The sequence below is a fragment of the Pseudomonas sp. GW821-FHT04C07 genome (assembly GCF_059420325.1).
This window is the reverse complement of record NZ_JBWKTM010000001.1, coordinates 199,443-225,664: the sequence shown is the minus strand read 5'-3', so window position 1 is coordinate 225,664 and position 26,222 is coordinate 199,443. Positions and strand designations below refer to the sequence as shown.

Sequence of the window (26,222 nt, the reverse complement as noted above, 5' to 3'; positions counted from 1 at the left end):
ACGCAGTCCTCGCAAAACCTGTGATCGCGATCCTTCTGGGAAAACGCGGTTTGGCCATTTACGACTGCTGCGCCCGAACGCGGACCGAGCCGAACGCAGGCTTCGCCAGCTGCTACAAAGAGCCTGCGTTTACCTAGTTACTCGACAACTTGTCCCCACGGGCAAACTTCCAGGTACGGATGATTTCCAGTCGGTCGATATCCGACAGGTCGCCGCTGAACGGTGCAAAAGGCGCAGCCAGGCGGACGATTCGCTGTGCTGCCTGATCCAGCAGCGGCTGACCTGAGGACTCAAGCACCAGCACTTCATACAGTGAACCGTCGCGGTTGATCGAGACCATCAGTCGCAAATTACCGTAGATCTGCTTGCGCCGGGCCTCGTCGGGATAGTTCAGGTTGCCGATGCGTTCGACCTTCTTGCGCCATTCGTCCTTATACCAGGCACCTTTGTCGTGCATGGTCGAAGCGGCGCTCAGGCGGTGGATGCGCGGGCGCTTGGCATACAACTGCTGTTCATTGGCAAGTTCGGCTTCCAGGCTGGAGATTTCGCTGGAGAGTTGTGAGCTGTCGAAACTCGGTGTGGCGGCCTTGGGTTTGGGCTCGGTCTTGAGCTCTTCACGCGTGGTGGTGGTCTTCTTCGGTTTCGGCGTAATGGTGGCGACCGCAGCTTTCGGCGCGGCCTCCAGGACCTCGGCTTTCACTGAGGGCGGTGGCGTGACCTTTTTCACCGTGTTGTCCTGGAATGGCGCAACTTCGGTGGTTTTCGGGATTGCTTTTTTGTCCAGGGTGCCGCTGCCTTGCTGGTTGTCCTGGGCGAGGAAATCAGCCTTCTTCGGCTTGGTTTCGCTTTTGAAGGTGGCGAGAGTGATTTCCAGGGTTTTGCTGATCTGCCTGGGTTCGGCAAAGGTAAACCCCAGGCCCAGGATCAGCGCCAGATGAATCAGCGCCGCGAGAAACAGGGTAAAGCCGAGGCGATCGGCCGCACGCACGCCGCTGTTGGAGAGTTCGGGGGGTAGATCGGCGGGGAGTGTCATGTCAAGAAAACCAACATCGCGCGTTTCACAGGCGGCGCATGATAACGCAATGTTGGTTTGTGCTTGTGTGTTCTATATCAACGGGCTTTAAGCTTCAGATCGATGGCATCCATCAGCATTTCGCCGATTTTCGTGCCATAGGCGTTGTCGATCTCACGGATACAGGTCGGGCTGGTGACGTTGATTTCCGTCAGGTGCTCGCCAATCACGTCGAGGCCGACGAACAGCAGGCCTTTTTCACGCAGGGTCGGACCAACCTGAGCGGCGATCCAGCGATCCTTCTCCGTCAGCGGTCGCGCTTCGCCACGACCACCGGCCGCGAGGTTGCCGCGGGTTTCGCCGGCTGCCGGGATTCGCGCCAGGCAATACGGTACCGGCTCGCCATCGATCATCAGAATGCGTTTGTCGCCGTCCTTGATCGCCGGCAAATAGCCCTGAGCCATGATTTGCTGCTTGCCGTGCAGGGTCAGGGTTTCCAGAATGACCGAGAGGTTCGGGTGGCCGGCGGTGTGACGGAAGATCGATGCGCCGCCCATGCCGTCCAGCGGTTTGAGAATCACGTCACCGTGGTGGTCGGCGAACTCGCGCAAGATATCCGGGCGACGGCTGACCACGGTCGGCGGCGTGCACTGCGGGAACAGTGTGGCGAACAGCTTTTCATTACAGTCGCGCAGGCTTTGCGGCTTGTTCACCACTAACACACCGGCGCGTTCGGCTTGTTCCAGCAGGTAGGTGGAGTAGACGAACTCCATGTCGAACGGCGGATCCTTGCGCATCAGGATCACGTCCAGATCGCTCAGGGCGTTGTCGGTTTCGGCTTCCAGTTCGAACCATTTTTCCGGGTTGGCAAAAACTTTCAGGGGACGCATCCGCGCCCGCGCCTCACCGGCATTCTGGTAGAGGTCGCGCTGCTCCATATAGAACAGCGACCAGCCGCGCTCCTGGGCGGCAAGCAGCATGGCCAGCGAGCTATCCTTTTTATAGGAGATGCTGGCAATGGGGTCCATGACAATCCCGACGCGAACGCTCATGGGCAATATCCTCGATTCGGCAAGGCCGATATGGCTTGAAAAAGTGGCGTCAGAGTGGCGCTCGGCTTGTTCCCGGTCAAGGAAAAAACACCTCGCTGGTCGGCCGATAGATTGAAGCTTGCGACTGTGCTAAAAAGGCTCCCGAGCCCTTGAACATCAAGGGTTTCAAGTGCTGGTAACCGGTACACGGACAAAATCGATTCGCTGTGGCGATGGTAGAGCAGATATGGAACAGCATTCCAGCGCCTTGAAGGTCATGGTGATCGACGATTCGAAGACGATTCGCCGTACTGCCGAAACATTATTGAAGAACGTGGGTTGCGAAGTGATCACGGCGATCGATGGTTTCGATGCGCTGGCCAAGATTGCCGATAATCATCCCGGAATCATCTTCGTCGACATCATGATGCCGCGTCTGGATGGTTATCAAACCTGCGCCCTGATCAAGAACAACAGCGCGTTCAAGTCCACACCAGTGATTATGCTGTCCTCCAAGGACGGTCTGTTCGACAAGGCCAAGGGTCGGATCGTCGGCTCTGACCAGTTTTTGACCAAGCCCTTCAGCAAGGAAGAACTGCTGAGCGCGATCAAGGCCCATGTGCCGGGTTTCGCTGCAGTAGAACAAGCACATTGACGTGCGGCCAGCGGGCCGTACGCCTATACCAATGGGGAAGACCATGGCACGTATTCTGATCGTCGATGACTCGCCGACCGAAATGTACAAACTGACTGGTATGTTGGAAAAGCACGGCCATGAAGTGTTAAAGGCTGAAAACGGCGCCGACGGTGTGGCCCTGGCCCGCCAGGAAAAGCCCGACGCCGTCCTGATGGACATCGTCATGCCGGGCCTCAACGGTTTTCAGGCGACCCGCCAGCTGACCAAGGACGCTGAAACCAGCCACATTCCGGTGATCATCATCACCACCAAGGATCAGGAAACCGACAAAGTCTGGGGTACCCGCCAGGGCGCCAAGGACTACCTGACCAAACCTGTGGATGAAGAAACCCTGATCAAGACCTTGAACGCGGTTCTTGATAACAAGTCGGCCGGCTGACGGCGGTCGTATGACCGACTCGCAAACTGCTTTTGAGCTATTGCTGGAGATCGACCAGCGCTGTCGCCTGCTGGCGGCGGATTTGCCGTCCCAGGAAACCCGCCAGCAGAGCTGGAGCGGGATTGGCTTTCGTATCGGCGAATGCTGGTACGTCGCGCCCATGGGTGAAGTCAGCGAGGTCCTGCATGAGCCGCGTTATACCGTGCTACCCGGGGTAAAACCCTGGGTCAAAGGTGTCGCCAATCTGCGCGGACGGCTGTTGCCAATCATGGATTTGTGCGGTTTCTTCGGACACGAGCTGTCGGCGTTGCGTAAACAGCGGCGAGTGCTGGTGGTCGAGCACAATGATGTGTTTGCCGGCTTGATGGTGGATGAGGTGTTCGGCATGCAGCACTTTGCGCACGACAGTCTAGAGTCGGTTTCGTCGTACCCTCTGGAAGTCGCGATTGCACCGTACGTGAAGGGGCAGTTCCAGCGCGAGCAACTCTGGCAGGTCTTCAGCCCGTTCGCCCTGGCACAGTCGCCGGGCTTCATGGATGTAGCGCTGTAGGAGCGAGGCTTGCCCGCGATGAACGATAACGCGGTGAACCTGTAAAACCGCGCTGCCCATTTCGCGGGCAAGCCTCGCTCCTACAGAAGGTAGGAATTCAGGTATTTAGGCGAGGACCGATGATAAAAGCAAATACAGGCAAATCAATGGAAGGGTCACGCAGCCGTTCGCAGATCATCGTGCTGTTCATCGCCCTGATCGTGTTCATCATGCTGCTGTTCGCCAACTTCGCTTACCTCAACACTCAGTCCAACTACGACAAGCAGTACATCGGCCATGCCGGTGAATTGCGGGTGCTGTCCCAGCGTATCGCCAAGAACGCCACCGAGGCGGCGGCTGGCAAGGCGGCCGCATTCAAGCTGCTGAGCGATGCGCGCAATGATTTTGCGCAACGCTGGGGTTATCTGAAAAAAGGCGACCCGAGCACCGGTCTGCCGGGGGCGCCGCCGGACGTGCGCCCGGAAATGCGTGCGGTGCAGCTGGATTGGGAACGCTTGCTAAAGAACACCGATGCGATTCTTTCCAGCGAACAAACCGTGCTGTCCTTGCACCAGGTCGCGGCGACGCTGGCCGAGACCGTGCCGCAATTGCAGGTCGAGTACGAAAAAGTCGTGGAGATCCTGCTGCAGCGCGGGGCTCCTGCCAGTCAGGTGGCCATGGCCCAGCGTCAGTCGCTGTTGGCCGAACGCATTCTCGGTGCGGTGAACACCGTGCTTGCCGGTGACGATACCGCGGTGCAGGCCGCCGATGCCTTTGGTCGTGATGCGACGCGCTTTGGCCAGGTGCTCAACGGTATGCTCCAGGGCAATCCAGCGCTGAAAATCAGTCAGGTCGAGGACCTCGATGCTCGCGCACGTCTGACCGAGATCGCCGAGCTGTTCCAGTTCGTCTCGGGTTCAGTGGATGAAATCCTTGAAACCTCGCCCGAGCTGTTCAAGGTTCGTGAGTCGGCCAGCAACATTTTCAGTCTGTCGCAGACCCTGCTCGATGAAGCCTCGCTGCTGGCCACCGGCTTCGAGAACCTGGCAGGTGGGCGCTCGACCCATTCTATCGGCGGTTACGTTCTGGGCTTGCTGGCGCTGACCTCGATCATCCTGATCGGTCTGGTGATGGTTCGGGAAACCAATCGCCAGTTGCGCGAGACGGCCGAGAAGAATGAACGCAATCAGAACGCGATCATGCGTCTGCTGGACGAAATCGAAGACCTGGCCGATGGCGACCTGACGGTGACCGCTTCGGTGACCGAGGACTTTACCGGCACCATCGCCGATTCGATCAACTACTCGGTCGATCAGCTGCGCGATCTGGTGGCAACCATCAACCTCACTGCCGGCCAGGTCGCCGCCGCGGTACAGGAAACCCAGGCGACGGCGATGCACCTGGCGCAAGCTTCCGAGCATCAGGCGCAGCAGATCTCCGAGGCATCGACGGCTATTAATGAAATGGCCCAGTCCATTGACCAGGTGTCGGCCAACGCGGCGGAATCCTCGGCAGTGGCCGAGCGTTCGGTGGAGATCGCCAACAAAGGCAACGAGGTGGTGCACAATACCATCCACGGTATGGACAACATTCGCGAGCAGATTCAGGACACCGCAAAACGCATCAAGCGTCTGGGCGAGTCTTCTCAGGAAATTGGCGACATTGTCAGCCTGATCGACGACATTGCCGATCAAACCAATATTCTGGCGCTCAACGCGGCTATTCAGGCCTCCATGGCCGGTGACGCCGGGCGTGGCTTTGCCGTGGTGGCCGATGAAGTGCAGCGGCTGGCCGAGCGCTCGTCGGCAGCGACCCGGCAGATCGAAAACCTGGTGCGGGCAATCCAGACTGACACCAACGAAGCGGTCATTTCCATGGAGCAGACCACCACCGAAGTGGTGCGTGGCGCCCGACTGGCTCAAGATGCAGGGGTTGCTCTGGAAGAAATCGAAGGCGTGTCGAAAACCCTCGCGGCTTTGATCCAGAGCATCTCCAATGCGGCGCAGCAGCAGACGTCCTCGGCGGGGCAGATTTCCTTGACGATGAACGTGATCCAGCAGATCACCACGCAAACGTCGTCCGGCTCGACCGCCACCGCCGAGAGCATCGGTAACCTGGCGAAAATGGCCAGCCAACTACGGCGCTCGGTGTCCGGCTTCACCTTGCCAGCCGCCATGGAGCGGGACGCGGATAACGCTTGATCAGTGCATGCCGGGTATGAAATTGACTGGAGTGGTTATGGTTGATCGGCACGACTATGTGGCCCTCGAATGGGTCAAGGGCGAGATTGCCGAAACGCTGAAGCAGGCCTTTCTTGCCCTGGACAGCATGGCCCTCGACACCCTGGTCGACGACCCGCAGGTGGCGTCCGCGTTCAACCAGTGCCTGGCGTGCATTCATCAGGTTCATGGCAGTCTGCAGCTGGTCGAGTTTTACGGCGCGGCCTTGCTTGCCGAAGAAATGGAAAAACTGGCGCTGGCTCTACAGCAGAACCGCGTCAGCCATCGCGATGAAGCCATCCGGCTGTTGCAGCAGTCGCTTGGTCAACTGCCCATCTACCTCGACCGCGTTCACAGCGTCCGCCGCGATTTGCCGCTGGTGGTGTTGCCATTGCTCAATGATCTGCGCAGCGCCCGCGGCGAAAGCCTGTTGTCGGAAACCAGTCTGTTCAGCCCGCAGTTACTGGACTTGCCAGCGCTGGACGAAGAAACCCTGGCGCTGCTCGAGCCGGCGGATCTGCCAAGTGTGCTGCGCACGTTGCGGCAAATGCTGCATGTGGCGGTTACCGGGCTGCTGCGCGAACAGGATGATCAAACCCACCTGGTTCATCTGGCCAAGGTCTTCGCCCGCCTTGAAGAGCTTTGCCGGAACGCGCCCCTGAGTCCGTTGTGGCAGGTCGCTTCGGCGCTGGTGGAGGGCATGCTCGCTGGCAGCATCGCCAACAGCCCGGCACTGCGCAGTTTGCTCAGAGACGCCGACAGGGAACTCAAGCGCTTGCTCGAACAAGGGATGGCCGGAATCAATCAGCCTGCCCCGCAAGAGCTGCTTAAAAGCCTGTTGTTCTATATTGCTAAAGCCGAACACCCCACCGGGCAGATGCAGACCATGAAAGAAAGTTACGGACTTGATGACGCGCTGCCTGACAGTGCCGTGGTCGATGCAGAGCGCGCACGTCTGGCAGGCCCGGACCGGGATGCCATGCGTTCGGTACTGGCCGCGTTGTGCGAAGAGTTGGTGCGGGTCAAGGAGCGCCTGGACCTGTTCGTGCGCAGCGATCGCCAGCATGCCTCCGACCTGGACAACCTGCTCGCGCCGTTGCGGCAAATTGCCGACACCCTGGCGGTGCTCGGTTTCGGCCAGCCGCGCAAGGTGATCATTGATCAACTGGCGGTAGTCCTGAGTCTGGCCCAAGGGCAGCGCCAACCCAATGATGCGATTCTCATGGATGTGGCCGGGGCCTTGCTGTACGTCGAGGCAACCCTGGCCGGAATGGTCGGTACGGTGGAGCCTGAGAGTCGCGAAGAAAGCCGGCTGCCGACCACCGACCTGACCCAGATTCACCAGTTGGTGATCAAGGAAGCGCGGATCTGTTTGCAGCAAGCCAAGGACATGATTGTCGACTTCATCGACGCCGGTTGGGATCGTCGGCGGCTGCAACCGTTGCCGGCGTTGGTGACCCAGGTACGCGGTGCCCTGGCGATGATTCCGCTGAGTCGCGCGGCGAGTCTGCTGGAAGCCTGTAACGGCTTCATCCGTGAGCATTTGTTGGTCGATCGGATTAAGCCCGGTTGGCAGCAACTCGACAATCTGGCCGACGTCATCACCAGCGTCGAGTATTACCTGGAGCGCTTGAGTGAAGACCCTCAGGCGCCTGGCGAACAGGTGCTGGACGTCGCCGAGGAGAGCCTGGCCGCGTTGGGTTATTTCCCGGCCCAGCTGCAAGTGCCGCTGCTCAATGATGTGCTCACCGCGCCTGAAGCCTTGGTGATGAACGATCTGCAAACGCTGGACAGCCCTGAAGTCGTGCAGTCCCTGGCCGACGTACTGGCCAGCCCGGTTTCCGTCCTCAACCCGCCAGCCCTGCATACGCCGGGCAGCTTGCTGCCACCGCCCGTCGGTGAGGCGCCGGTGGACGACGAGTTGCGCGAAGTCTTTCTCGAAGAGACCGACGAAGTCCTCGAGGTATTGCACGAATATTTGCCACGATGGTCGGCTGACCCCGACAACAAAGCCGCGTTGAGCGAACTGCGCCGTGCCTTCCACACGTTGAAAGGCAGCGGGCGAATGGTCCGGGCACTGGTGTTGGGCGAGCTGGCCTGGTCGGTGGAAAACCTGCTCAACCGGGTCCTGGAACACAGCGTCGAGCCAGGGTCGCAGGTGCAGCAACTGCTGGGCGAGGTCTTGCAACTGTTGCCCGAACTGGTCGGCGAGTTTGCCGCCAATGCCCAGCGCCAGCGTGATGATGTTGACCAGTTGGCCTTCCGTGCCCATGCGCTGAGCAAGGGCGATGAACAGGCCCCGGACGCCGTTGCGAAAGAACTGGAAGCACTCGATCCGCAGTTGCTGGAGATTTTCCGCAACGAAGCTGAAACCCATCTCGACAGCCTCAACCGCTTTCTCGATCAAGCCGCCGAACACATGCCGTTACAGGCCAGCGATGAATTGCAACGCGCGCTGCACACCCTCAAAGGCAGCGCGTACATGGCCGGCGTGTTGCCGATTGCCGAGCTGGCGACACCGCTTGATCAACTGGCCCGTGAATACAAGGCGCACCTGGTTGCGCTGGACCTGGATGAGGTCGAACTGTTGCTCGAAGCCGAAGGGTTGTTGCGCCGGGGTTTGACGCAACTGAAAACCGACCCGCTGGCTGACATCAATGGTGCGAAATCATTGATCGAACGTACCCAGACGCTACTCGCCGAACGCCTGCAAGCGCTCCTCAACTCTCCGAACACGGGCCTTCGGATCAAGCGTGATCCGCAACTGGTCAGCAACTTTCTCGCCCAGGGCATGGACATCCTGCTGGATGCTGAAAACCTGTTGCGCCGTTGGCAGCAACATCCGGGTGAGCGTCAGGAACTCAGTGCCTTGCTGGATGAACTGACCACTTTGGGTGAAGGCGCGCATCTGGCTGACCTGCATCCGGTCGATGAGCTGTGCGAAGCCTTGCTCGACCTGTATGGCGCGGTGGAAGAGAGCAGCCTTGCAGTCAGCGAACGGTTTTTCCATGAGGCCGACAGTGCCCACGAAGCGTTGATCAGCATGCTTGATCAACTGGCTGCCGGCCAGGAAGTCAGCCCGCAGCCTGCGCGAGTGAAAGCCCTGCGCGATTTGCTCGATCAAAGCCTCGACCCGTCAGCCATGGGCCTGATCAGGAGCGATGGCAGTCGCTCGTTGAGCATTACCGAACTGAGCGCCGCCACCACTGAGCTGGAGAAGGCGCCGGTTGCCCTGGATCTGGATGACGAAATCGTCTCGATCTTTCTCGAAGAGGCGGTGGATATCCTCGACAGCGCCGGGCAAGCCTTGCAGCGTTGGCTGGATGAGCCCGATAACGCCGCGCCGCTATTGTCGTTGCAGCGCGACTTGCACACCCTCAAGGGCGGTGCGCGGATGGCCGAAGTCGGGCCGGTCGGTGACCTGGCCCATGAGCTGGAAAGTCTCTACGAAGGTTTGGTCGATCGCCGCTACAGCCACTCCAGCGAATTAGCGCAGCTGTTGCAGCAGAGCCATGACCGCTTGGCCATGTTGCTTGAGCAACTGCACCATCAACAACCGCTGAGCGATCCGAGTGCCTTGATCGAGGCAATTCGCGAGTTCCGTCTGGGCAGTGTCCCGAGCGCTGAAGTGCTCGAAGTCGCGTCCCCGCCAGACTCGACGAGCAACGATCCCGAGTTGCTGGAAATTTTCCTCGAAGAAGGTTTCGATATCATCGACAGTTCCGGTGCCGCGTTGTTGCGCTGGCAAGCCGAGCCGCAAAACCGTCTTGAAGTGGAAACCCTGCTGCGCGACCTGCATACCCTCAAGGGCGGCGCGCGGATGGTCGAAATCGCACCGATTGGCGATCTGGCCCATGAGCTGGAGTTTCTTTACGAAGGTCTGTCGGCTGGCTTGCTGCAACCGACGGCGCAATTGTTCACGCTGTTGCAAAGCAGCCATGACCAGCTTGCACAAATGCTGGATGCCGCGCGGGCGGGTCAACAGGTGCTGTCGGCCGAGACATTGATCGAGGCAATCAGAGGCTTCACTCATCCTGTAGCGGGCGATCCGCAGTTGCAGACTCTAACCGCCGAGGCCGCGCCACAAGCACAGGCTAAAGCCGAGTCGCCAGTGATTTCGCCCGAAGCCGGCGCGGCCGGCGATATGGTCAAGGTATCAGCCGAGCTGCTGGATGATCTGGTCAATCTGGCCGGGGAAACCTCGATCTTCCGTGGCCGCATCGAGCAGCAGGTCAACGATGCCCAGGTAGCCCTGAGCGAGATGGAAACCACCATCGAGCGCATGCGCGACCAGTTGCGTCGTCTGGACACCGAAACTCAGGGGCGGATTCTCAGCCGTCAGCAAGTCGAGGCCGAACGTCTGGGCTACGAAGAATTCGACCCGCTGGAAATGGACCGTCACTCACAGTTGCAACAGCTGTCGAGGGCGCTGTTCGAGTCGGCGTCCGACCTGCTCGACCTCAAGGAAACGCTTGACCGCTGCAACCATGACGCGGAAAACCTGTTGCAACAGCAGGGGCGGATCAACACCGAATTGCAGGAAGGTTTGATGCGTACGCGCATGGTGCCGTTTGAACGCATGGTGCCGCGCCTGAAGCGAATCGTCCGGCAGGTCGCCAGTGAGTTGGGCAAAGACGTCGAATTCATTGTCGGCAACGCCCAGGGCGAGATGGACCGCAACGTGCTTGAGCGCATGGTCGCGCCGCTGGAACACATGCTGCGTAATGCCGTCGACCATGGTCTGGAATCCGCCGAGGTGCGCCGTGCTGCCGGCAAGCCGGAGCAGGGCAGGATCACTCTGGATCTGGCTCACGAAGGTGGCGACATCATTTTCGACATACGCGACGATGGCGCCGGAGTGCCCCTCGAAGCGGTGCGGCGCAAGGCGATCAAACGCGGGCTGCTCGATCCGAATCTCGACATCAGCGACCGCGAAGTGCTGCAGTTCATCATGCAACCGGGGTTTTCCACCGCCGAAAAAATCACCCAGATCTCCGGTCGTGGCGTCGGTATGGACGTGGTCCACGAAGAAGTCCGGCAACTGGGCGGCAGCATGAGCATCGACTCGATCCCGGGACAGGGTGTGCACTTTCGCATTCGTCTGCCGTTTACCGTGTCGGTCAACCGCGCGCTGATGGTGCAGTGCGCCGATGACCAATACGCGATCCCGCTGAACACCATTGAAGGCATCGTTCGTGTGCTGCCCAACGAGCTGGACAGTTATTATCAACTCGACCCGCCGCTCTATGAGTACGCCGGCCAGCGCTATGAACTCTGCTACCTCGGTGAACTGCTACAGACCACGGTCAAACCGAAGCTGCTCGGCCAGAGCCTGCCGTTGCCGGTGCTGTTGGTGCATTGCAATGAGCGACGGATTGCGGTGCAGGTCGATGCCATGGCCGGCACCCGGGAAATCGTGGTGAAAAGCCTCGGCCCGCAGTTTGCCGCGGTGCAGGGGTTGTCCGGCGCGACCATCCTCGGCGATGGCCGGGTGGTGCTGATTCTTGACCTGCTGACACACATCCGCGCCACGCAGACACGCTTGCCGCAACTGCGTACTGCCAACGGCGGCGAGTTACCTGTGGTCGAGGCCGAACAGATGCGGCCAATGCTGGTGCTGGTGGTCGATGACTCGGTCACCGTACGCAAGGTCACCAGCCGCCTGCTCGAACGTCACGGTATGAACGTGCTGACTGCCAAGGACGGTGTCGACGCCATGGCGCTGTTGGAGGAGCACACCCCTGACCTGATGTTGCTGGACATCGAAATGCCACGCATGGACGGTTTCGAAGTGGCGATGCAGGTCCGCAGCGATCCGCGCTTGCAGCACCTGCCGATCATCATGATCACCTCCCGCACCGGCCAGAAACACCGCGATCGCGCCATGGCCATCGGTGTCAACGACTACCTCGGCAAGCCGTATCAGGAATCGGTTTTGCTGGAGAGCATCGCCCACTGGAGTAAAAGCCATGCTTGAGCACCGCACCAGCAACCTCACCGGGCTGCTGCTGCCCTTGGCCGACCGCAATCTGATCCTGCCCAACGTCGCCATCGCCGAACTGATCGACTACCAACCCGGCACCTTCGACCTCGACTCGCCGCCCTGGTACCTGGGCATGGTGACCTGGCGCGACCGGCAAATCCCGCTGCTCAGCTTCGAGTCAGCCTGCGGCAACAAAACCGTGATCGGCGACCGCGCACGCATCGTCGTGCTCAACGCCCTGGGCGGCCGCCCGCAACTCAAATTCATTGCCTTGCTGGTTCAGGGGATACCACGCTCCTGCAAACTCGACAGCCAATTGAGCTACGTCGATGTGCCGCTCTGCCCACTGGAAAAAGCCGCCGTACAGATCGCCGAGCAAGTGGCCAAGGTACCGGACTTGCTGGGGCTGGAAGAGTTGCTGGTGGGAGCAGGGTTGGTTTGATCATTCGATCGTGACTTGATAAGTCCTAAAAAGGGACCTATCGTTCCCTTTTTAGGACTCGTTGGTTGTGGCCGTGCAAAGTCTATCTTTAAGTGACGCATTGTTTACCTCAACACAGCAAAAAGTGTTGGGTTTGCTCTTTGGCAAACCCGACCAAAGCTTTTATGCCAATCAGATCGCTCGTTGGGCGCAGGTCGGTAAGGGTAGCCTGATGCGCGAGTTGGAGAGGTTGCGGTTGGCAGGGGTGCTGAGCATGACGCACCAGGGCAACCAGACCCACTATCAAGCCAATCCTGATTGTCCTATTTATCAGGAACTGCTTGGCATTGCCCGTAAGACTTTCGGTATTGCCGAGCCACTGCGCAAGGCGTTGTCGCCGTTTGCAGCTCAACTGACATGGGCATTTGTCTACGGCTCCATCGCCAAAGATCAGGCGCACGCATCCAGTGATATAGATCTGATGTTGATCGGTGTGGGGTTGCACTACAGCGAAGTGATGGAGCGGTTGATGCCAACTGAAGAGCAATTGGGCCGCACCCTTAACCCGACGCTGTACACCCCTGAAGATTGGGCGAGCAAACTGGCGGCTGGTAACAGCTTTGTTCAGCGGGTAGCACAACAGGAAAAGATCAACCTGATGGGTGAGAACCCTTCGGAGTCCAAGGATGGGCAGGAACGAAAACCTGGAGAACCTTCTACGTAGCGGCAGTCTGAAAGCCGAGCCACCCGATCGCAAGGAATGTGCAGGGCTGATGCGTTCAGCCATAGACCGCTTGAAGGATGCACAGGCATCACAACTCTCCTTCGCCAGTCGTTTTGATCTTGCTTATAACGCCGCCCACGCCATCGCTCTGACTGCCTTGCGTTTGTGTGGCTATCGCTCCGATAAACGTTATCTGGTGTTTCAGTGTCTCCTCCATACCGCCAATGTGAATAAAATTCAGGTCCGACTTTTCGCCTTGTGCCATGAGCGGCGTAATCTTGCGGAGTACGAGGGGTATATGGATGAGGACGAGGCTTTACTCGCTCAGTTGCTGGAAAGCACTGCGCAGTTGCTGGTGCATGTGGAACAAACGATGACCATGCATCCATTACCCTGACCGTAACAATCCGTCTCTGTGCTTGATTGATGCGCCACCTCATTCGCTCCTAAGGTAGCTCCACGACAGCGAACCCGTGGAGTGAGCATGACAACAATAATATCCCCCGACTCGCGCTGGACGCGGCGACGCAGCGAGAAGCAGCGTCGCCTCGAACAGGTGCGGGGTCTCGCCGATGGAGTGGTGTTGCCGACCGACAAGATTGTCGCGGCGCTGGAGGCACTGATTCTGCCCGGTGACCGGGTGGTGCTTGAAGGCAACAACCAGAAGCAGGCGGATTTCCTTTCCCGTTCCCTGGCCAAAGCCGATCCTTTGAAGTTGCATGATCTGCACATGATCATGCCCAGCGTCGGTCGCTCCGAGCATCTGGACCTGTTCGAGCGCGGCATCGCCCGCAAGCTGGACTTCTCCTTTGCCGGCACCCAAAGCCTGCGTATCAGCCAGTTGCTGGAAGACGGGCTGCTGGAAATCGGCGCGATTCACACGTACATCGAACTTTACGCCCGGCTGGTAGTGGACCTGATTCCCAACGTGGTGCTTTCGGCCGGTTTTATGGCCGACCGCGCGGGCAACATCTACACCGGGCCGAGCACCGAAGATACCCCGGCACTGATCGAACCGGCCGCTTTCAGCGACGGCATTGTGATCGTCCAGGTCAACCAGTTGGTGGATGACGTCAGCGAGTTACCGCGAGTGGATATTCCCGCCTCGTGGGTCGATTTCGTTGTGGTCGCTGACAAGCCGTTCTACATCGAACCGCTGTTCACCCGTGACCCGCGGCACATCAAACCGGTACACGTGTTGATGGCGATGATGGCGATCCGCGGGATCTACGAGAAACATAACGTTCAGTCTCTCAACCATGGCATTGGCTTCAACACGGCGGCCATCGAGCTGATCCTGCCGACCTACGGCGAGTCCCTCGGCCTCAAAGGCAAGATCTGCCGCAACTGGACCCTCAACCCCCATCCCACATTGATTCCGGCCATTGAAAGTGGCTGGGTCGAGAGCGTGCATTGTTTCGGCACGGAGCTTGGGATGGAAAACTACATCGCCGCCCGGCCGGACGTGTTCTTCACCGGGCGCGACGGTTCATTGCGATCGAACCGGATGTTCAGCCAACTGGCCGGACAATACGCGGTGGACCTGTTTATCGGCGCGACCTTGCAGGTCGATGGTGACGGTCATTCTTCGACCGTTACCCGTGGGCGGCTGGCCGGTTTCGGCGGGGCGCCGAACATGGGCCACGACCCTCGCGGTCGCCGCCACGGCACACCGGCCTGGCTGGACATGCGTCGTGGCGATGCACCGGAAGCCTTGCTTGAACGCGGTAAAAAACTTGTGGTGCAGATGGTCGAGACCTTTCAGGAAGGCGGAAAACCGACCTTCGTCGAGACTCTGGATGCAGTCGAGGTGGCGAAGAAAAGCGGCATGCCGCTGGCGCCGATCATGATTTACGGCGACGACGTCACTCACTTGCTTACCGAGGAAGGCATCGCCTACCTGTACAAGGCCCGTACTCTGGAAGAGCGCCAGGCGATGATCGCCGCGGTAGCCGGGGTGACGGTAATCGGCCTGCGGCATAACCCGAAAGACACTGCCCGCATGCGCCGCGAAGGTTTGATCGCGCTGCCGGAAGACCTCGGTATTCGCCGTGCCGACGCCACCCGCCAATTGCTCGCGGCGAAAAGCGTCGCCGATCTGGTGGAGTGGTCGGGTGGCTTGTACAACCCGCCCGCCAAGTTCAGGAGCTGGTAATGCACGCATTCAACCTGCAACCCAAAACCCTATCGCTGGCCGAACGGCTGGCGGACCTGGCGGTAGACGCTTTGATCGATGAAGCCGACCTGTCGCCGAAACCGGCGCTGGTGGACTGTCGTGGTAATGGCGCCCACAGCGATTTGCACTTGGGGCTGATGCACGCTTCGGCGTTGTCGTTGTGGCCGGCATTCAAGGAAATGGCCGAAGCGGCGCTTGAGTTTGGTGAAATCGGCCTGCCGCTGCGTGAAGCGCTCGGGCGTATTGGTCGTGAAGGTGAGCAAGCGATGCTCGCCACCACCAACGGTGTGAACACTCATCGTGGGGCGATCTGGGCATTGGGTCTTTTGGTCGCGGCTGTCGCGCTGGAACCCAAATCGAGTGCCGCGAGCGCTGTGACCTTGCGTGCAGCGCGGATGGCCTTGCTCGACGACCGTTATGCCCCGCGTCCACAGAGTCACGGTGCGCAAGTCGCCCAACGCTATGGCGCTCGCGGAGCCCGTGAAGAAGCGCAACTTGGTTTCCCTGCCGTGGTGCAACGGGCTCTGCCGCAACTCAAGCGCAGCCGTGCCGATGGCCACAGTGAGCAGAACGCCCGGCTCGATGCCTTGCTGGCGATCATGACCACGCTGGCTGACACCTGTGTGCTCTATCGCGCTGGCGAAGCAGGTCTGCAAACCATGCAGAACGGCGCGCAAGCGGTGCTCGACGCGGGTGGCAGCGCAAGCCTTGCCGGACGTCGTCGCCTGCACGAGCTGGATCAACAATTATTGGCATTGAACGCCTCGCCCGGTGGGGCTGCGGATTTGCTCGCGGCTTGCCTGTTTATCGATCTTATCGAGTCCGGCGACGGCTTCATCCAGGGAGCATTTTGATGGAAACCTTATCCTTTGAATTCCCCGCCGGGCAGCCAGCCAGGGGCAGGGCGCTGGTGGGCTGTGTCGGTTCCGGTGATCTGGAAGTGCTGCTGGAACCGGGTCAGGCCGGCAAGCTGACGATCCAGGTGCAGACCTCGGTCAACGGCAGTGCGCAACGCTGGCAGCATCTGTTCGAGCGGATGTTCGACGAATCGACGCCACCGGCGCTGTTGATCGATATCCATGATTTTGGCGCCACCCCAGGTGTTGTGCGTTTGCGTCTGGAGCAAGGTTTCGAGGAGATCGGCCATGACTGACAGCGCAACGTTGTTGAACCCATACCTTGAGAGACGTAGCTTTGTCGAACTCGGTGCCCGGCAGCGGGCGAAAGCCTTGCTCGATGTCGGCAGCTTTCGTGAATTGCTCGATCCGTTTCAGCGCCTGATGTCGCCGTGGCTTGCCCGCCAGGGCGTGGTGCCGCAAGCCGATGACGGCGTGGTGATTGCCAAAGGCAGTATGGGCGGTTTGCCGGTGGTGATAGCCGCCATCGAAGGTGTTTTTCAAGGCGGCAGCCTTGGCGAAGTCGGCGGGGCGAAGATTGCCGGTGCGCTGGAACTGGCGGCTGAGGACAACCGCAAAGGCATCCCCACCCGCGCTGTGCTGTTACTGGAAACCGGCGGCGTGCGTCTGCAGGAAGCCAATCTCGGCCTGGCAGCGATTGCCGATATTCACGCGGCGATTGTCGACTTGCGTCAGTACCAGCCGGTCATCGGTGTGGTGGCCGGCAGTGTCGGCTGCTTTGGCGGCATGTCAATTGCTGCCGGGTTGTGCAGCTATTTGCTGGTGACCCAGGAAGCACGGCTTGGTCTCAATGGTCCGCAGGTGATCGAGCAGGAAGCCGGGCTCGAAGAATATGACTCCCGTGACCGGCCATTCATCTGGAGCCTGACCGGCGGCGAACAGCGGTTTGCCAGTGGTTTGGTGGACCGTTATGTGGTCGACGATGTAGTGCAGATTCAGCAGCAGATCAGTGAATTGCTGCAACAGGGTTTGCCGGCGGAACAGCGCAGCCGTCAGGCCGATCTGTTCCTGCAACGCTTGGCCCGTCTGGATGCCGAGCCGCAAATCGATCCAGCGACGGTTCGCGATCTGTATCAAGGAGAGCGCTCATGAGTATGTATTCCCAGAGAGGCTTGCAGTGGTTCCAGGCCTTGAGTGCCGACGCTGAGCCGGTAAGCGGATTACCCGCGTCATTGAAAGTCGCCGACGGTCTGCTGGGCGAGCAACCGGTGCGCTTTCTCGCCGTAGTGGCGGACCCGGATAACCGCTTCGTGCGTGCCCGCAACGGTGAGGTCGGTTTGCTGGAAGGCTGGGGGTTGGCCAAAGCGGTGGATGACATCATCGAGGCTGATCGCAACAAACCGCACAAACGTGCCTTGATCGCCATTGTCGATGTACCGAGCCAGGCGTATGGCCGGCGCGAAGAGGCGCTGGGCATTCATCAGGCATTGGCTGGCGCGGTGGACAGTTATGCCCGGGCACGACTGGCCGGGCATGCGGTGATTGGTCTGTTGGTAGGCAAGGCAATGTCCGGGGCTTTTCTGGCGCATGGTTATCAAGCCAACCGACTCATCGCCCTGCGCGATCCCGGCGTGATGGTGCATGCCATGGGCAAGGCCTCGGCAGCGCGAGTGACTTTGCGTAGCGTCGAAGAGCTCGAAGCCCTGGCCGCCAGCGTACCGCCGATGGCGTATGACATCGATAGCTTCGCCAGTCTTGGCTTGCTGTGGGAGACCCTTGAAGTCAGCCAGATCGAGCAGCCGACGGCGAGTGATCTGGTGCGGGTGAACGGTTGCCTGGTTCAGGCGATTCGCGATGTTCAAGCCTCTGGTCATGATTTGGGCAGCCGCTTGGGTGCCAGCAATCGAGCCGCGTCAAGCAAGGTTCGCCAGCTGTTGCGCGAGCAGTGGTGAGCGAAATGATCGAGATACTTGCCCATGACCTGCTCTGGGGGCTGACTCCAGACTACTTGCCCGCCGATGCTCCGGCCTGGGTGATGGATGCCATGGGTGAAGGTCAGCCAGTGGTGGTGCGGCGTGCGTTGGCCGCCGCCGGCCAGGTCGCCGTCGGTGTGCGCGGGTGTTTGCGTGAGCAGCGTTACGCCACACTGATGGCGGTCGCGGCGATTGAGCGGCGGGTGCGGCCCGAAGAGCTGTGTCATGTGGAGACGGATCGGGATTGGCCGGCGCTGCAGGCGTTGGCTCAAGTGCGTCCACTGTTGGACGCAGGGGGGGTGAGCTGGGGTGTCAGCGGCAGTGCCGGGTTTGAATTGGCCAGTGGTGTTGCAGCGTTGCATCAGCACAGCGATCTCGACCTGATTTTGCGCACCCCGCAGCCGTTGGGTCGTGCTCAGGCGCTGGAACTGTTAAAGCTGCTGGACGCCGCCGTTTGCCCGGTAGACATGCAATTGCAAACCCCCAGCGGCGCCGTCGCCTTGCGTGAATGGGCTGGCTCGGCGCGGCGGGTGTTGCTCAAAAGCGCCAGCGGTGCACGGTTGGTGATGGATCCGTGGAATGCACTGGAGCAGGCAGCGTGAGCAGCCTGTTTGTGTTCCCGGGCCAGGGCGCGCAGCAGCCGGGCATGCTCCATCGCTTGCCTCAAGGTGCAGTGGTTCAAGCGTGCTTGAAAGAGGCGAATGAGGTACTGGGCGAGGACGTGCTGCAGTTAGACACGGCCCAGGCGCTGACTTCGACCCGTGCGGTTCAGCTTTGCCTGCTGATTGCCGGGGTCGCGGGTTCAAGTGTGCTGTTGCAGCAAGCACTGGTGCCGGACTATGTGGCTGGGTTGTCGATTGGCGCCTATCCGGCGGCAGTGGTGGCGGGTGCACTGGCCTTCAGCGATGCGCTGCGGTTGGTCAGCCTGCGCGGCGAGTTGATGCAGCAGGCTTATCCACAGGGCTATGGCATGACCGCGATTATCGGTCTGGATCTGGCGACGGTGGAAGGGTTGTTGGCGCAGGTGCACGGTGTGCAAACACCGGTCTACCTGGCCAACATCAATGCCGATAACCAGGTGGTGATTGCCGGCAGCGACGCGGCGATGAACGCAGTCGCTCAATTGGCTCGTGGTCGCGGCGCCGGATTGGCCAAGCGGCTGGCGGTCAGCGTGCCGTCCCATTGCCCGTTGCTGGAGCAACCGGCGCAGGTCCTGGCGCGAGCCTTTGCCCGGGTGCCGTTGCAGGTTCCGGCGCGGGGCTATCTGAGCGGCAGTCGCGCACGGCCGATTCGTACAGTCGAGCAGCTGCGCGATGACTTGGCCTTTAACATGTGCCGGGTTGTCGACTGGCGGGGCACGGTGCAAAGCGCTTACGAGCGCGGTGTGCGCTTGCAGATTGAACTGCCGCCGGGTGCGGTGCTCACCGGGCTGGCGCGCCGGGTGTTCGAGCAAGGCACGGCCATCGCTTTTGATGGTGCGCGTCTGGACACCTTGCAAGCACTGTTGTGTGAGGAGGGAAGCCGCCAACCATAGATACAGGTCACGCTTTCGAAGGACAAAAACAACAACTTCGACGATGCACTTTGAGGACAACAACAATGATTATTTACGGTGTGGCGCTGTTGGCGATTTGTACGCTGGCAGGGGTGATCCTGGGTGACATGCTCGGTGTGCTGCTGGGGGTGAAATCAAATGTCGGCGGTGTGGGCATCGCCATGATCCTGCTGATCTGCGCGCGCTTGTGGATGCAAAGGCACGGTGGCATGACCAAGGATTGCGAGATGGGCGTCGGCTTCTGGGGCGCCATGTACATTCCGGTGGTGGTGGCCATGGCCGCGCAACAGAACGTGGTCACCGCCCTGCACGGCGGCCCGGTGGCGGTGCTGGCGGCGATCGGTTCGGTGGTGGTTTGCGGTTGCACCATCGCCCTGATCAGCCGGACTCATAAAGGCGAGCCACTGCCGGACGAACCGGTCGATAGCGTGTCGCCTGTCGCTACCGTTGGGGGCCGCTGATATGTGGAATCTCATTGAACAAGGTCTGGAACATAACGGTCTGGTTACAGCGTTCGCTTTCGTCGGCGTGATCATGTGGATCTCCGTGGTGCTGTCCAAGCGATTGACCTTCGGTCGGATTCACGGCTCGGCGATTGCCATCGTCATCGGGCTGGTGCTGGCCTGGGTCGGCGGCACCATTACTGGTGGACAGAAAGGCCTGGCGGACATGGCCCTGTTTTCCGGTATCGGCCTGATGGGCGGTGCCATGCTGCGGGACTTTGCGATTGTCGCGACGGCTTTCGAAGTACAAGCCAGCGAAGCGCGCAAGGCCGGACTGGTCGGGGCGATCGCGCTGTTGTTGGGCACGGTGCTGCCGTTTATCGTCGGCGCGAGTATTGCCTGGGTGTTCGGCTATCGCGATGCGATCAGCATGACCACCATTGGTGCCGGCGCGGTGACATACATCGTCGGCCCGGTTACCGGAGCGGCGATTGGTGCGAGCTCCGATGTGGTGGCGTTGTCCATTGCTACCGGGTTGATCAAGGCGATCATGGTAATGGTCGGCACGCCGTTGGCCGCACGCTGGATGGGGCTCGACAACCCGCGCTCGGCGATGGTCTTCGGTGGTTTGGCCGGGACGGTCAGCGGTGTGACGGCGGGACTGGCGGCGACAGATCGGCGGCTGGTGCCCTATGGTGCACTGACGGCGACTTTCCACACCGGGCTGGGTTGCCTGCTTGGGCCTTCGCTGCTGTATTTCATTGTGCGGGGGATAGTGGGGTAAGCCCGAACTCTGCATCAGATCGTTTTTCAGATCGTTCCCACGCTCCGCGTGGGAATGCAGCCCGTGACGCTCTGCGTCACAAGAGCGGACGCCGAGCGTCCATTCAGGCATTCCCACGCGAAGCGTGGGAACGATCATTAGGCGGTGTATCAGGCATGTCGATTGGCATACATTCGACACTCTGCCAGCAGCGCCAACAAATTCGGATCACGCTCCTTGGCCTTGAGAAACACTACGCCGATATGCTGTTGCAGGCGATAACGTGCCTGTAACGGGATCAGCTTCACCCGATTCTCATACACCGCCGCAATCCTCCCCGGCAGCAACGCATAACCGACCCCGGAGCTGACCATGCTCAGCAGGGTGAAGATGTCGTTGACCTGCATCGCCACCTTCGGCTCGAAGCCTGCCTGTTTGAACACCCGAATGCCGTCCTGATGGGTGGCGAAGCCTTGGGTCAGGGTGATGAACGTCGCGTCGCGCACATCGTTCAGGTCGACTTCCGCTTGTTGCGCGAACGGTGAGTCGGCTGGTGTGGCGAGGAAAATATCGTCGGAGAACAATGGGATCTGTTCGCAGTCCGGGTCGTTCACACTCTCGTCGAGAGACACCAGAATCGCGTCGACTTCCATGTTTTTCAGCTTGTACAACAGGTCGATGTTCGAGCCGAGAATCAGGTCGATATTCAGTTCGCTGCGGCGGATTTTCAGGCCCATGATCAGTTGCGGCACGGTCTTTACCGTCAGCGAATACAGCGAGCCAAGCTTGAAGCGCTCAGCAGAGAACCCGGCGGCTTCGCGGGTCAGGCGCACGCATTCGACCACGTCCTGGATCAGCTTCTGCGCGCGTTCTTCCAGTACATAAGCGCTTTCCAGCGGCGTCAGGTTGCGTCCTTCATGTTTGAACAACGGGCAACGCAGGGCGCTCTCCAACGAGTGAATCGCCCGGTGCACGCTGACGTTGCTGGTCTGCAACTCAACCGCCGCCCGCGCCAGATTGCCGGTGCGCATGAAGGCCAGGAACACTTCAAGCTTTTTCAGGGTCAACTCTTCATCGATCAGCATGGCGCAGACTCTTATTCGAATGACCTGATTGTGCCCAACTGATCAGCACTTGGCTGAAGCATTTTTCAATGTGCGACGTTTAGAAACATTGCACTTTTAGTCTGCAAGACTAAGCCTTAGGTGATGTTGTGTCGGTGGACGAGGTGAGTGAGGCATGTATCACGGGGAAAAGCTCAACGCATGGACGCATCTGGTGGGGGCGGTCGCGGCGTGTATCGGGGTGGTCTGGTTACTGGTAATTGCCAGCCTGGACGGCAGTCCCTGGAAGATTGTCAGCGTGGCGATTTATGGCTTCACCTTGCTGGTGCTATATAGCGCCTCGACGGTGTATCACAGCGTGAAAGGGCGCAAGAAAGCGATCATGCAAAAGGTTGATCACTTTTCGATCTACCTGCTGATCGCCGGGAGTTATACGCCGTTCTGTCTGGTCACCTTGCGCGGCCCGTGGGGCTGGACGTTGTTCGGGATTGTCTGGGGGTTGGCGATCATCGGCATCCTGCAAGAGATCAAGCCGCGCTCCGAGGCGCGGATACTTTCGATTGTGATCTACGCCGTGATGGGCTGGATCGTGCTGGTGGCGGTCAAGCCACTGCTGGCGGCACTGGGCACTGCCGGTTTCGCCTGGCTGGCATCGGGCGGGGTGCTTTACACCGTGGGTATCATCTTCTTCGCCCTCGACAGCCGTCTGCGGCATGCCCATGGAATCTGGCACTTGTTTGTGATCGCCGGCAGTTTGCTGCACTTTGTGGCGATTCTTTTTTATGTGTTGTGAAGCAAAAGCTCAACCCCGATCCATCAACCGATCCAGCTGCTCCTGAGCGCGGCTGCTGAAAATCTCCAGCAGGTTGCTCAGGGTATGCGCAGGCGCTTCATCGGCGCGGGTCACGGCGTACAGGGTGATCGGCAGCGCCGGCGCCAGCGGGCGGATGGCGGTGGTGGCCGGCGAGGCGCCAAGGGCGGTGAACGGGTCGATCACCGCCAACCCGGCGCCTGATTCGACCATGGCCCTGGCCAATGAATAGGTCTGCACGGCAATGCTGACCCGCGGTGGCGGTTCGACGGCTTTGAGGTAACTGTCGAGTTTTGCCGATAACGGATCGGCGCTGGACAGACCAATCAATGGCGCATCGGCCAACTCCATCAGCGGTAACGGCTTGCCTTTGGCGTCGTCGGGCCAATAGTCCAGTGGCGCCAACACCACCAGCACACCGTGAGCCAGTGCCTGGGCAGTCAGCCCGGGATGGTCCGGTCGCTGGAGGGTGAGGGCGACATCAATCTCTCGCATCAACAGGTTCTGCACCAGTTCGCGGCTGTGGGCACTGGACAGCTCGCAGACGATGTCCGGGTAACGCCGGGTCCACTCGCTGATGGCCGGCGGCAAGAGTGAGAGGGCCAGCGCCGGTGTGGCGCCGATGCGCAGGCTGTGGCCCGGTTCGCGCCGCAGGCTCTGGGCCAGGCGACGCACGCCTTGCAGGCTTTCGGTGACCTTATCGACCTCGCGCTCCAGCTCCAGCGCCTCGGGCGTGGCTTGCAATTTGCCGCGTACTCGCAGGAATAACGGGAAGCCCAATTGCAGCTCGGCATGTTGCAGCACTTTGGTTACCGCAGGCTGCGAGACGTGCAGCAGTTGCGCCGCGCCGCTGACCGAACCGGTCTGGCGGATGGCCTGGAAGATCTCGATATGGCGCAATCGCATGGCAAGTCCATAACCTTTGTTTATGGTTGCCACATCTTTATTCATTGTTCCGCGCCTGTCACCTGGTCCTAACCTCAAGCTTGTTTCAATAACAGGCTAAGGACTGACATGACTCAGCGGGTTTGCATCATCGGTGGTGGCGTGATCGGGTTGGCAACCGCCTACGCGCTGGTTCGCGATGGCTTTGATGTCACTGTGGTCGAGGCGCGGGACTCACTGGGCAGCGAAACCAGTTTCGCCAATGGCGGCCAGCTCTCTTATCGCTATGTCGCTCCGCTGGCGGATGCCGGTGTGCCCTTGCAGGCGATCGGCTGGATGTTGCGCGGTGATTCGCCGTTGAAGCTGCGCCCGCGTCTGGACCTGGCGCAGTGGCGCTGGATGGCAGCGTTCCTGGGGGCATGCCGTACTTCAGTGAACCGCAAGAACGCCGGTCATCTGTTGCGTCTGGCGTTGTTGAGCCAGTCGACGCTGCAAACCTGGCGTGACGAAGATCGCCTCGACGGTTTCAACTGGCGGCGCAATGGCAAGCTGGTGACTTTCCGCGAGCCGGGCAGTTTTGCCCATGCCAGGCACAAACTGACCGATACCCTTCACCAGCAAATACTGTCCCAGGCCGACTGCGCACAACTCGAGCCGGTGTTGAGCGGAGCACCCTTTGTCGGCGCGATTTACACCCCGGACGAAGAGGTCGGCGACTGTCACGCCTTCTGCCAGCAACTGGCCGCGAGATTGAAAGCTTCAGGTCGCTGCGAGTTTCTGCTGGGCCGTTCGGTGACGGGCATTCGTCATGCGCACGGCGCGGTGCAGGCCATCGAGCTAGGTCATCAAGTCCTGCCGGTCGAGCAACTGGTGATCGCTGCCGGTCATCGCAGCCCGGCCCTGGCGCTGCCCGGTATGCATGTGCCGCTTTATCCCCTCAAGGGATACAGCCTCACCGTACCGATCGGCCCGCAGCATCGGGCGCCGGACGTCAGCATCACCGATTACGACCGCAAGATTGTTTACGCGCGCATCGGTCAGCAATTGCGGGTGGCGGCGATGGTCGACATCGTCGGTTTCGATCCGGCCCTTGAGCCAAAACGTCTGGCGTTGATGAAACGCCAGGCCTGCGGGACTTTCCCGAATGCCGGGGACTATGACGCTGCCACCGAATGGGCCGGCATGCGTCCGGCCACACCCAGCGGCGTGCCGCTGATCGGCGCCAGTGCCTATCGCAATCTCTGGATCAATCTGGGGCACGGTGCCCTGGGCTTCACCCTGGCCTGTGGCAGTGCTCGTCTGCTCAGCGAGTTGATAGGCCAGCGCAGCACCTCGATCGATATGCAGGGCCTCACGCCCCATGCCGCCTGACCCCTTATCCATTAGAAGGAAAATCGTATGACCATCAGCCGAATCAACAGCAACAGCCGACTCTGCGGTGCCGTGACCTTCGGGGAGCTGGTATTTCTTTCCGGCCAAGTGCCGGGTGCCAGTACCGAAGTGAGCGGCCAGACCCAGGAGGTGCTGGACAAGATCGACGACTTGCTGGCCGAGGCGGGCAGCGACAAGGATCATCTGCTCAGCGCGACCATTTACCTGAAGGATATTCAGAACGACTTTGCCGCCATGAATGAAATCTGGTCGGCCTGGTTATCGCCCGGTCAGGCACCAACGCGCACAACCCTGCAAGCCGAACTGGCGCGGCCGGAAATATTGGTAGAAATCACTGTCACCGCGGCTCGCCGCTAAGTTCCCTTACCCACAACGGAGAATAACAATGCAAAAAATCACGTTGATCGGTTGCACCCTGAGCCTTCTGCTCAGCGCCCAGTTGCAGGCCGGCCAAGCACCGCTCGAGGGTACGCTCAGCAAGATCGCCAATGCCCAAAGCATCACCTTGGGCTATCGCGATGCGTCGGTGCCGTTTTCCTATGTGGGTGACAACACTGGCCAACCCATGGGCTACTCGGTAGACCTGGCGAACAAAATCGTCGAACGGATCCGGCACAAACTCGATCTGCCGCAGCTTAAGGTGAACTACAACCTGGTCACCTCGCAGACCCGCATCCCGCTGGTGCAGAACGGCACCGTGGACCTTGAGTGCGGCTCCACCGGCGTCACTGCCGAACGGCAGAAGCAGGTAGCCTTTTCCTACGGGTTTATCTATGTGAAGGGCCAACTGCTGACCGCCAAGGATAGCGGGATCAAGAGTTTCACCGACTTGCGCGGCAAGAACGTGGTGACCACCGCCGGCACCACCAACGAACGCTTCCTGAAAAGCTACAACGCCGAGCACAAGATCGACATGTTCGTGATCAGCGCCAAGGATCACGGCGAAGCCTTCCAGATGTTGCAAACGGGTCGGGCTGCGGCGTTTTACATGGATGACGCGCTGCTGTATGGCGAACGCGCCAAAGCCCGCGATCCGCATAAATGGGTTGTGGTGGGGGAAGAGCAGTCGCGGGAAATCTACAGTTGCATGGTGCGCAAGGATGACCCGCAGTTCCTTGAACTGGTGAACGGCACGCTGGCTGACCTGTACCGTTCGGGTGAGATCAACGGCATCTATCAGCGCTGGTTCGAACAGCCGATCCCGCCCAAGGGCCTGAACCTGGAATTCCCGATGACCAGCGAGCTGAAGGCAATCATCGCCAAACCGGTGAGTGATCCGGTGCAATAACCCCAGCGCAGATCATTCCC

General features: G+C 60.1%; 25 protein-coding genes. 21 read left to right on the top strand and 4 right to left on the bottom strand.

Going from position 1 to position 26,222, the window contains the following annotated elements; all coding sequences use genetic code 11:
* Positions 1-133: 133 nt before the first annotated feature.
* Positions 134-1,033, bottom strand: a complete 900-nt coding sequence (locus AC07UI_RS00990; protein WP_494990701.1) for an energy transducer TonB — start codon at positions 1,031-1,033, stop codon at positions 134-136.
* 77 nt (positions 1,034-1,110) lie between these two features.
* On the bottom strand, positions 1,111-2,064 hold the full coding sequence (gene gshB / locus AC07UI_RS00985) for a glutathione synthase (protein ID WP_494990700.1): 954 nt from the start codon (positions 2,062-2,064) through the stop codon (positions 1,111-1,113).
* Between the two features lie 226 nt (positions 2,065-2,290).
* On the opposite strand from gshB, the gene pilG reads away from it, so the two are divergent.
* From pilG to madM, 17 genes are all read left to right on the top strand, one after another.
* Positions 2,291-2,698 (top strand): twitching motility response regulator PilG, encoded by a 408-nt coding sequence (gene pilG, locus AC07UI_RS00980; protein WP_494990699.1) that lies wholly within the window; start codon positions 2,291-2,293, stop codon positions 2,696-2,698.
* A gap of 43 nt (positions 2,699-2,741) precedes the next feature.
* Positions 2,742-3,119, top strand: a complete 378-nt coding sequence (gene pilH / locus AC07UI_RS00975) for a twitching motility response regulator PilH (protein WP_494990698.1) — start codon at positions 2,742-2,744, stop codon at positions 3,117-3,119.
* A 10-nt stretch (positions 3,120-3,129) separates the two neighbouring features.
* Entirely contained in the window at positions 3,130-3,669 is a 540-nt protein-coding gene (locus AC07UI_RS00970) for a chemotaxis protein CheW (protein WP_494990697.1), read from the top strand.
* Between the two features lie 119 nt (positions 3,670-3,788).
* Complete coding sequence (locus AC07UI_RS00965; RefSeq protein ID WP_494990696.1) at positions 3,789-5,849, top strand: methyl-accepting chemotaxis protein; 2,061 nt, start codon at positions 3,789-3,791, stop codon at positions 5,847-5,849.
* Positions 5,850-5,886: 37 nt separating this feature from the next.
* Positions 5,887-11,844: an Hpt domain-containing protein gene (locus AC07UI_RS00960; protein WP_494990695.1), complete on the top strand. Its 5,958-nt coding sequence runs from the start codon at positions 5,887-5,889 to the stop codon at positions 11,842-11,844.
* On the top strand, positions 11,837-12,292 hold the full coding sequence (locus tag AC07UI_RS00955) for a chemotaxis protein CheW (protein ID WP_494990694.1): 456 nt from the start codon (positions 11,837-11,839) through the stop codon (positions 12,290-12,292). The genes AC07UI_RS00960 and AC07UI_RS00955 overlap by 8 nt, the downstream gene beginning before the upstream one ends.
* A 73-nt stretch (positions 12,293-12,365) precedes the next feature.
* Entirely contained in the window at positions 12,366-12,995 is a 630-nt protein-coding gene (locus tag AC07UI_RS00950; RefSeq protein ID WP_494991173.1) for a nucleotidyltransferase domain-containing protein, read from the top strand.
* The gene (locus tag AC07UI_RS00945; protein ID WP_494990693.1) at positions 12,958-13,392 is read left to right on the top strand and encodes a hypothetical protein; all 435 of its coding nucleotides are present in this window, start codon (positions 12,958-12,960) and stop codon (positions 13,390-13,392) included. Before AC07UI_RS00950 ends, AC07UI_RS00945 begins: the two co-directional genes overlap by 38 nt.
* 87 nt (positions 13,393-13,479) lie before the next feature.
* Positions 13,480-15,150 (top strand): malonate decarboxylase subunit alpha, encoded by a 1,671-nt coding sequence (gene mdcA, locus AC07UI_RS00940; RefSeq protein WP_494990692.1) that lies wholly within the window; start codon positions 13,480-13,482, stop codon positions 15,148-15,150.
* Positions 15,150-16,025: a triphosphoribosyl-dephospho-CoA synthase gene (locus tag AC07UI_RS00935; RefSeq protein ID WP_494990691.1), complete on the top strand. Its 876-nt coding sequence runs from the start codon at positions 15,150-15,152 to the stop codon at positions 16,023-16,025. The genes mdcA and AC07UI_RS00935 overlap by 1 nt, the downstream gene beginning before the upstream one ends.
* On the top strand, positions 16,025-16,324 hold the full coding sequence (locus tag AC07UI_RS00930) for a malonate decarboxylase subunit delta (protein ID WP_494990690.1): 300 nt from the start codon (positions 16,025-16,027) through the stop codon (positions 16,322-16,324). The genes AC07UI_RS00935 and AC07UI_RS00930 overlap by 1 nt, the downstream gene beginning before the upstream one ends.
* Positions 16,317-17,180, top strand: a complete 864-nt coding sequence (locus AC07UI_RS00925; protein ID WP_494990689.1) for a biotin-independent malonate decarboxylase subunit beta — start codon at positions 16,317-16,319, stop codon at positions 17,178-17,180. The genes AC07UI_RS00930 and AC07UI_RS00925 overlap by 8 nt, the downstream gene beginning before the upstream one ends.
* Positions 17,177-17,980 carry a biotin-independent malonate decarboxylase subunit gamma gene (gene mdcE, locus AC07UI_RS00920; protein WP_494990688.1) on the top strand — a complete coding sequence of 268 codons (804 nt, stop codon included), beginning with the start codon at positions 17,177-17,179 and terminating at the stop codon, positions 17,978-17,980. The genes AC07UI_RS00925 and mdcE overlap by 4 nt, the downstream gene beginning before the upstream one ends.
* A 5-nt stretch (positions 17,981-17,985) precedes the next feature.
* Entirely contained in the window at positions 17,986-18,603 is a 618-nt protein-coding gene (locus AC07UI_RS00915; RefSeq protein WP_494990687.1) for a malonate decarboxylase holo-ACP synthase, read from the top strand.
* Complete coding sequence (mdcH, locus tag AC07UI_RS00910) at positions 18,600-19,535, top strand: malonate decarboxylase subunit epsilon (RefSeq protein ID WP_494990686.1); 936 nt, start codon at positions 18,600-18,602, stop codon at positions 19,533-19,535. Before AC07UI_RS00915 ends, mdcH begins: the two co-directional genes overlap by 4 nt.
* 65 nt (positions 19,536-19,600) lie before the next feature.
* Entirely contained in the window at positions 19,601-20,017 is a 417-nt protein-coding gene (gene madL, locus AC07UI_RS00905) for a malonate transporter subunit MadL (protein WP_494990685.1), read from the top strand.
* A 1-nt stretch (position 20,018) separates the two neighbouring features.
* Positions 20,019-20,783: a malonate transporter subunit MadM gene (gene madM / locus AC07UI_RS00900; RefSeq protein WP_494990684.1), complete on the top strand. Its 765-nt coding sequence runs from the start codon at positions 20,019-20,021 to the stop codon at positions 20,781-20,783.
* 149 nt (positions 20,784-20,932) lie between these two features.
* Here the strand turns inward: madM and AC07UI_RS00895 are convergent, their stop codons facing one another.
* Positions 20,933-21,847, bottom strand: coding sequence for a LysR family transcriptional regulator (locus AC07UI_RS00895; protein WP_494990683.1), 915 nt, complete (start codon positions 21,845-21,847; stop codon positions 20,933-20,935).
* Between the two features lie 154 nt (positions 21,848-22,001).
* Between AC07UI_RS00895 and trhA the strand changes: the two genes are divergently transcribed.
* A complete protein-coding gene (trhA, locus tag AC07UI_RS00890) occupies positions 22,002-22,619 on the top strand; it encodes a PAQR family membrane homeostasis protein TrhA (protein WP_494990682.1) in 618 nt (205 codons plus the stop codon).
* Positions 22,620-22,628: 9 nt separating this feature from the next.
* Here the strand turns inward: trhA and AC07UI_RS00885 are convergent, their stop codons facing one another.
* Entirely contained in the window at positions 22,629-23,543 is a 915-nt protein-coding gene (locus tag AC07UI_RS00885; protein ID WP_494990681.1) for a LysR family transcriptional regulator, read from the bottom strand.
* A 108-nt stretch (positions 23,544-23,651) separates the two neighbouring features.
* Here AC07UI_RS00885 and AC07UI_RS00880 point away from each other — a divergent pair, with 108 nt between their 5' ends.
* Genes AC07UI_RS00880 through AC07UI_RS00870 form a run of 3 tightly spaced genes read left to right on the top strand, consistent with a single transcriptional unit; the run spans position 23,652 to position 26,202 of the window.
* A complete protein-coding gene (locus tag AC07UI_RS00880) occupies positions 23,652-24,893 on the top strand; it encodes a D-amino acid dehydrogenase (protein WP_494990680.1) in 1,242 nt (413 codons plus the stop codon).
* A gap of 27 nt (positions 24,894-24,920) precedes the next feature.
* Positions 24,921-25,271 carry a RidA family protein gene (locus AC07UI_RS00875; protein WP_494990679.1) on the top strand — a complete coding sequence of 117 codons (351 nt, stop codon included), beginning with the start codon at positions 24,921-24,923 and terminating at the stop codon, positions 25,269-25,271.
* 28 nt (positions 25,272-25,299) lie between these two features.
* Complete coding sequence (locus tag AC07UI_RS00870; RefSeq protein ID WP_494990678.1) at positions 25,300-26,202, top strand: transporter substrate-binding domain-containing protein; 903 nt, start codon at positions 25,300-25,302, stop codon at positions 26,200-26,202.
* Positions 26,203-26,222: the final 20 nt, after the last annotated feature.

Coding starts and splice junctions, on each gene's coding strand:
- AC07UI_RS00880 (WP_494990680.1), top strand. CDS start 23,652: ATGACTCAGCGGGTTTGCATCATCGGTGGTGGCGTGATCGGGTTGGCA.
- AC07UI_RS00885 (WP_494990681.1), bottom strand. CDS start 23,543: ATGCGATTGCGCCATATCGAGATCTTCCAGGCCATCCGCCAGACCGGT.
- AC07UI_RS00965 (WP_494990696.1), top strand. CDS start 3,789: ATGATAAAAGCAAATACAGGCAAATCAATGGAAGGGTCACGCAGCCGT.
- AC07UI_RS00935 (WP_494990691.1), top strand. CDS start 15,150: ATGCACGCATTCAACCTGCAACCCAAAACCCTATCGCTGGCCGAACGG.
- AC07UI_RS00925 (WP_494990689.1), top strand. CDS start 16,317: ATGACTGACAGCGCAACGTTGTTGAACCCATACCTTGAGAGACGTAGC.
- mdcA (WP_494990692.1), top strand. CDS start 13,480: ATGACAACAATAATATCCCCCGACTCGCGCTGGACGCGGCGACGCAGC.
- pilH (WP_494990698.1), top strand. CDS start 2,742: ATGGCACGTATTCTGATCGTCGATGACTCGCCGACCGAAATGTACAAA.
- AC07UI_RS00870 (WP_494990678.1), top strand. CDS start 25,300: ATGCAAAAAATCACGTTGATCGGTTGCACCCTGAGCCTTCTGCTCAGC.
- AC07UI_RS00930 (WP_494990690.1), top strand. CDS start 16,025: ATGGAAACCTTATCCTTTGAATTCCCCGCCGGGCAGCCAGCCAGGGGC.
- gshB (WP_494990700.1), bottom strand. CDS start 2,064: ATGAGCGTTCGCGTCGGGATTGTCATGGACCCCATTGCCAGCATCTCC.
- trhA (WP_494990682.1), top strand. CDS start 22,002: ATGTATCACGGGGAAAAGCTCAACGCATGGACGCATCTGGTGGGGGCG.
- AC07UI_RS00970 (WP_494990697.1), top strand. CDS start 3,130: ATGACCGACTCGCAAACTGCTTTTGAGCTATTGCTGGAGATCGACCAG.
- AC07UI_RS00895 (WP_494990683.1), bottom strand. CDS start 21,847: ATGCTGATCGATGAAGAGTTGACCCTGAAAAAGCTTGAAGTGTTCCTG.
- madL (WP_494990685.1), top strand. CDS start 19,601: ATGATTATTTACGGTGTGGCGCTGTTGGCGATTTGTACGCTGGCAGGG.
- AC07UI_RS00875 (WP_494990679.1), top strand. CDS start 24,921: ATGACCATCAGCCGAATCAACAGCAACAGCCGACTCTGCGGTGCCGTG.
- AC07UI_RS00955 (WP_494990694.1), top strand. CDS start 11,837: ATGCTTGAGCACCGCACCAGCAACCTCACCGGGCTGCTGCTGCCCTTG.
- mdcE (WP_494990688.1), top strand. CDS start 17,177: ATGAGTATGTATTCCCAGAGAGGCTTGCAGTGGTTCCAGGCCTTGAGT.
- pilG (WP_494990699.1), top strand. CDS start 2,291: ATGGAACAGCATTCCAGCGCCTTGAAGGTCATGGTGATCGACGATTCG.
- AC07UI_RS00990 (WP_494990701.1), bottom strand. CDS start 1,033: ATGACACTCCCCGCCGATCTACCCCCCGAACTCTCCAACAGCGGCGTG.
- AC07UI_RS00915 (WP_494990687.1), top strand. CDS start 17,986: ATGATCGAGATACTTGCCCATGACCTGCTCTGGGGGCTGACTCCAGAC.
- AC07UI_RS00960 (WP_494990695.1), top strand. CDS start 5,887: ATGGTTGATCGGCACGACTATGTGGCCCTCGAATGGGTCAAGGGCGAG.
- AC07UI_RS00945 (WP_494990693.1), top strand. CDS start 12,958: ATGGGCAGGAACGAAAACCTGGAGAACCTTCTACGTAGCGGCAGTCTG.
- madM (WP_494990684.1), top strand. CDS start 20,019: ATGTGGAATCTCATTGAACAAGGTCTGGAACATAACGGTCTGGTTACA.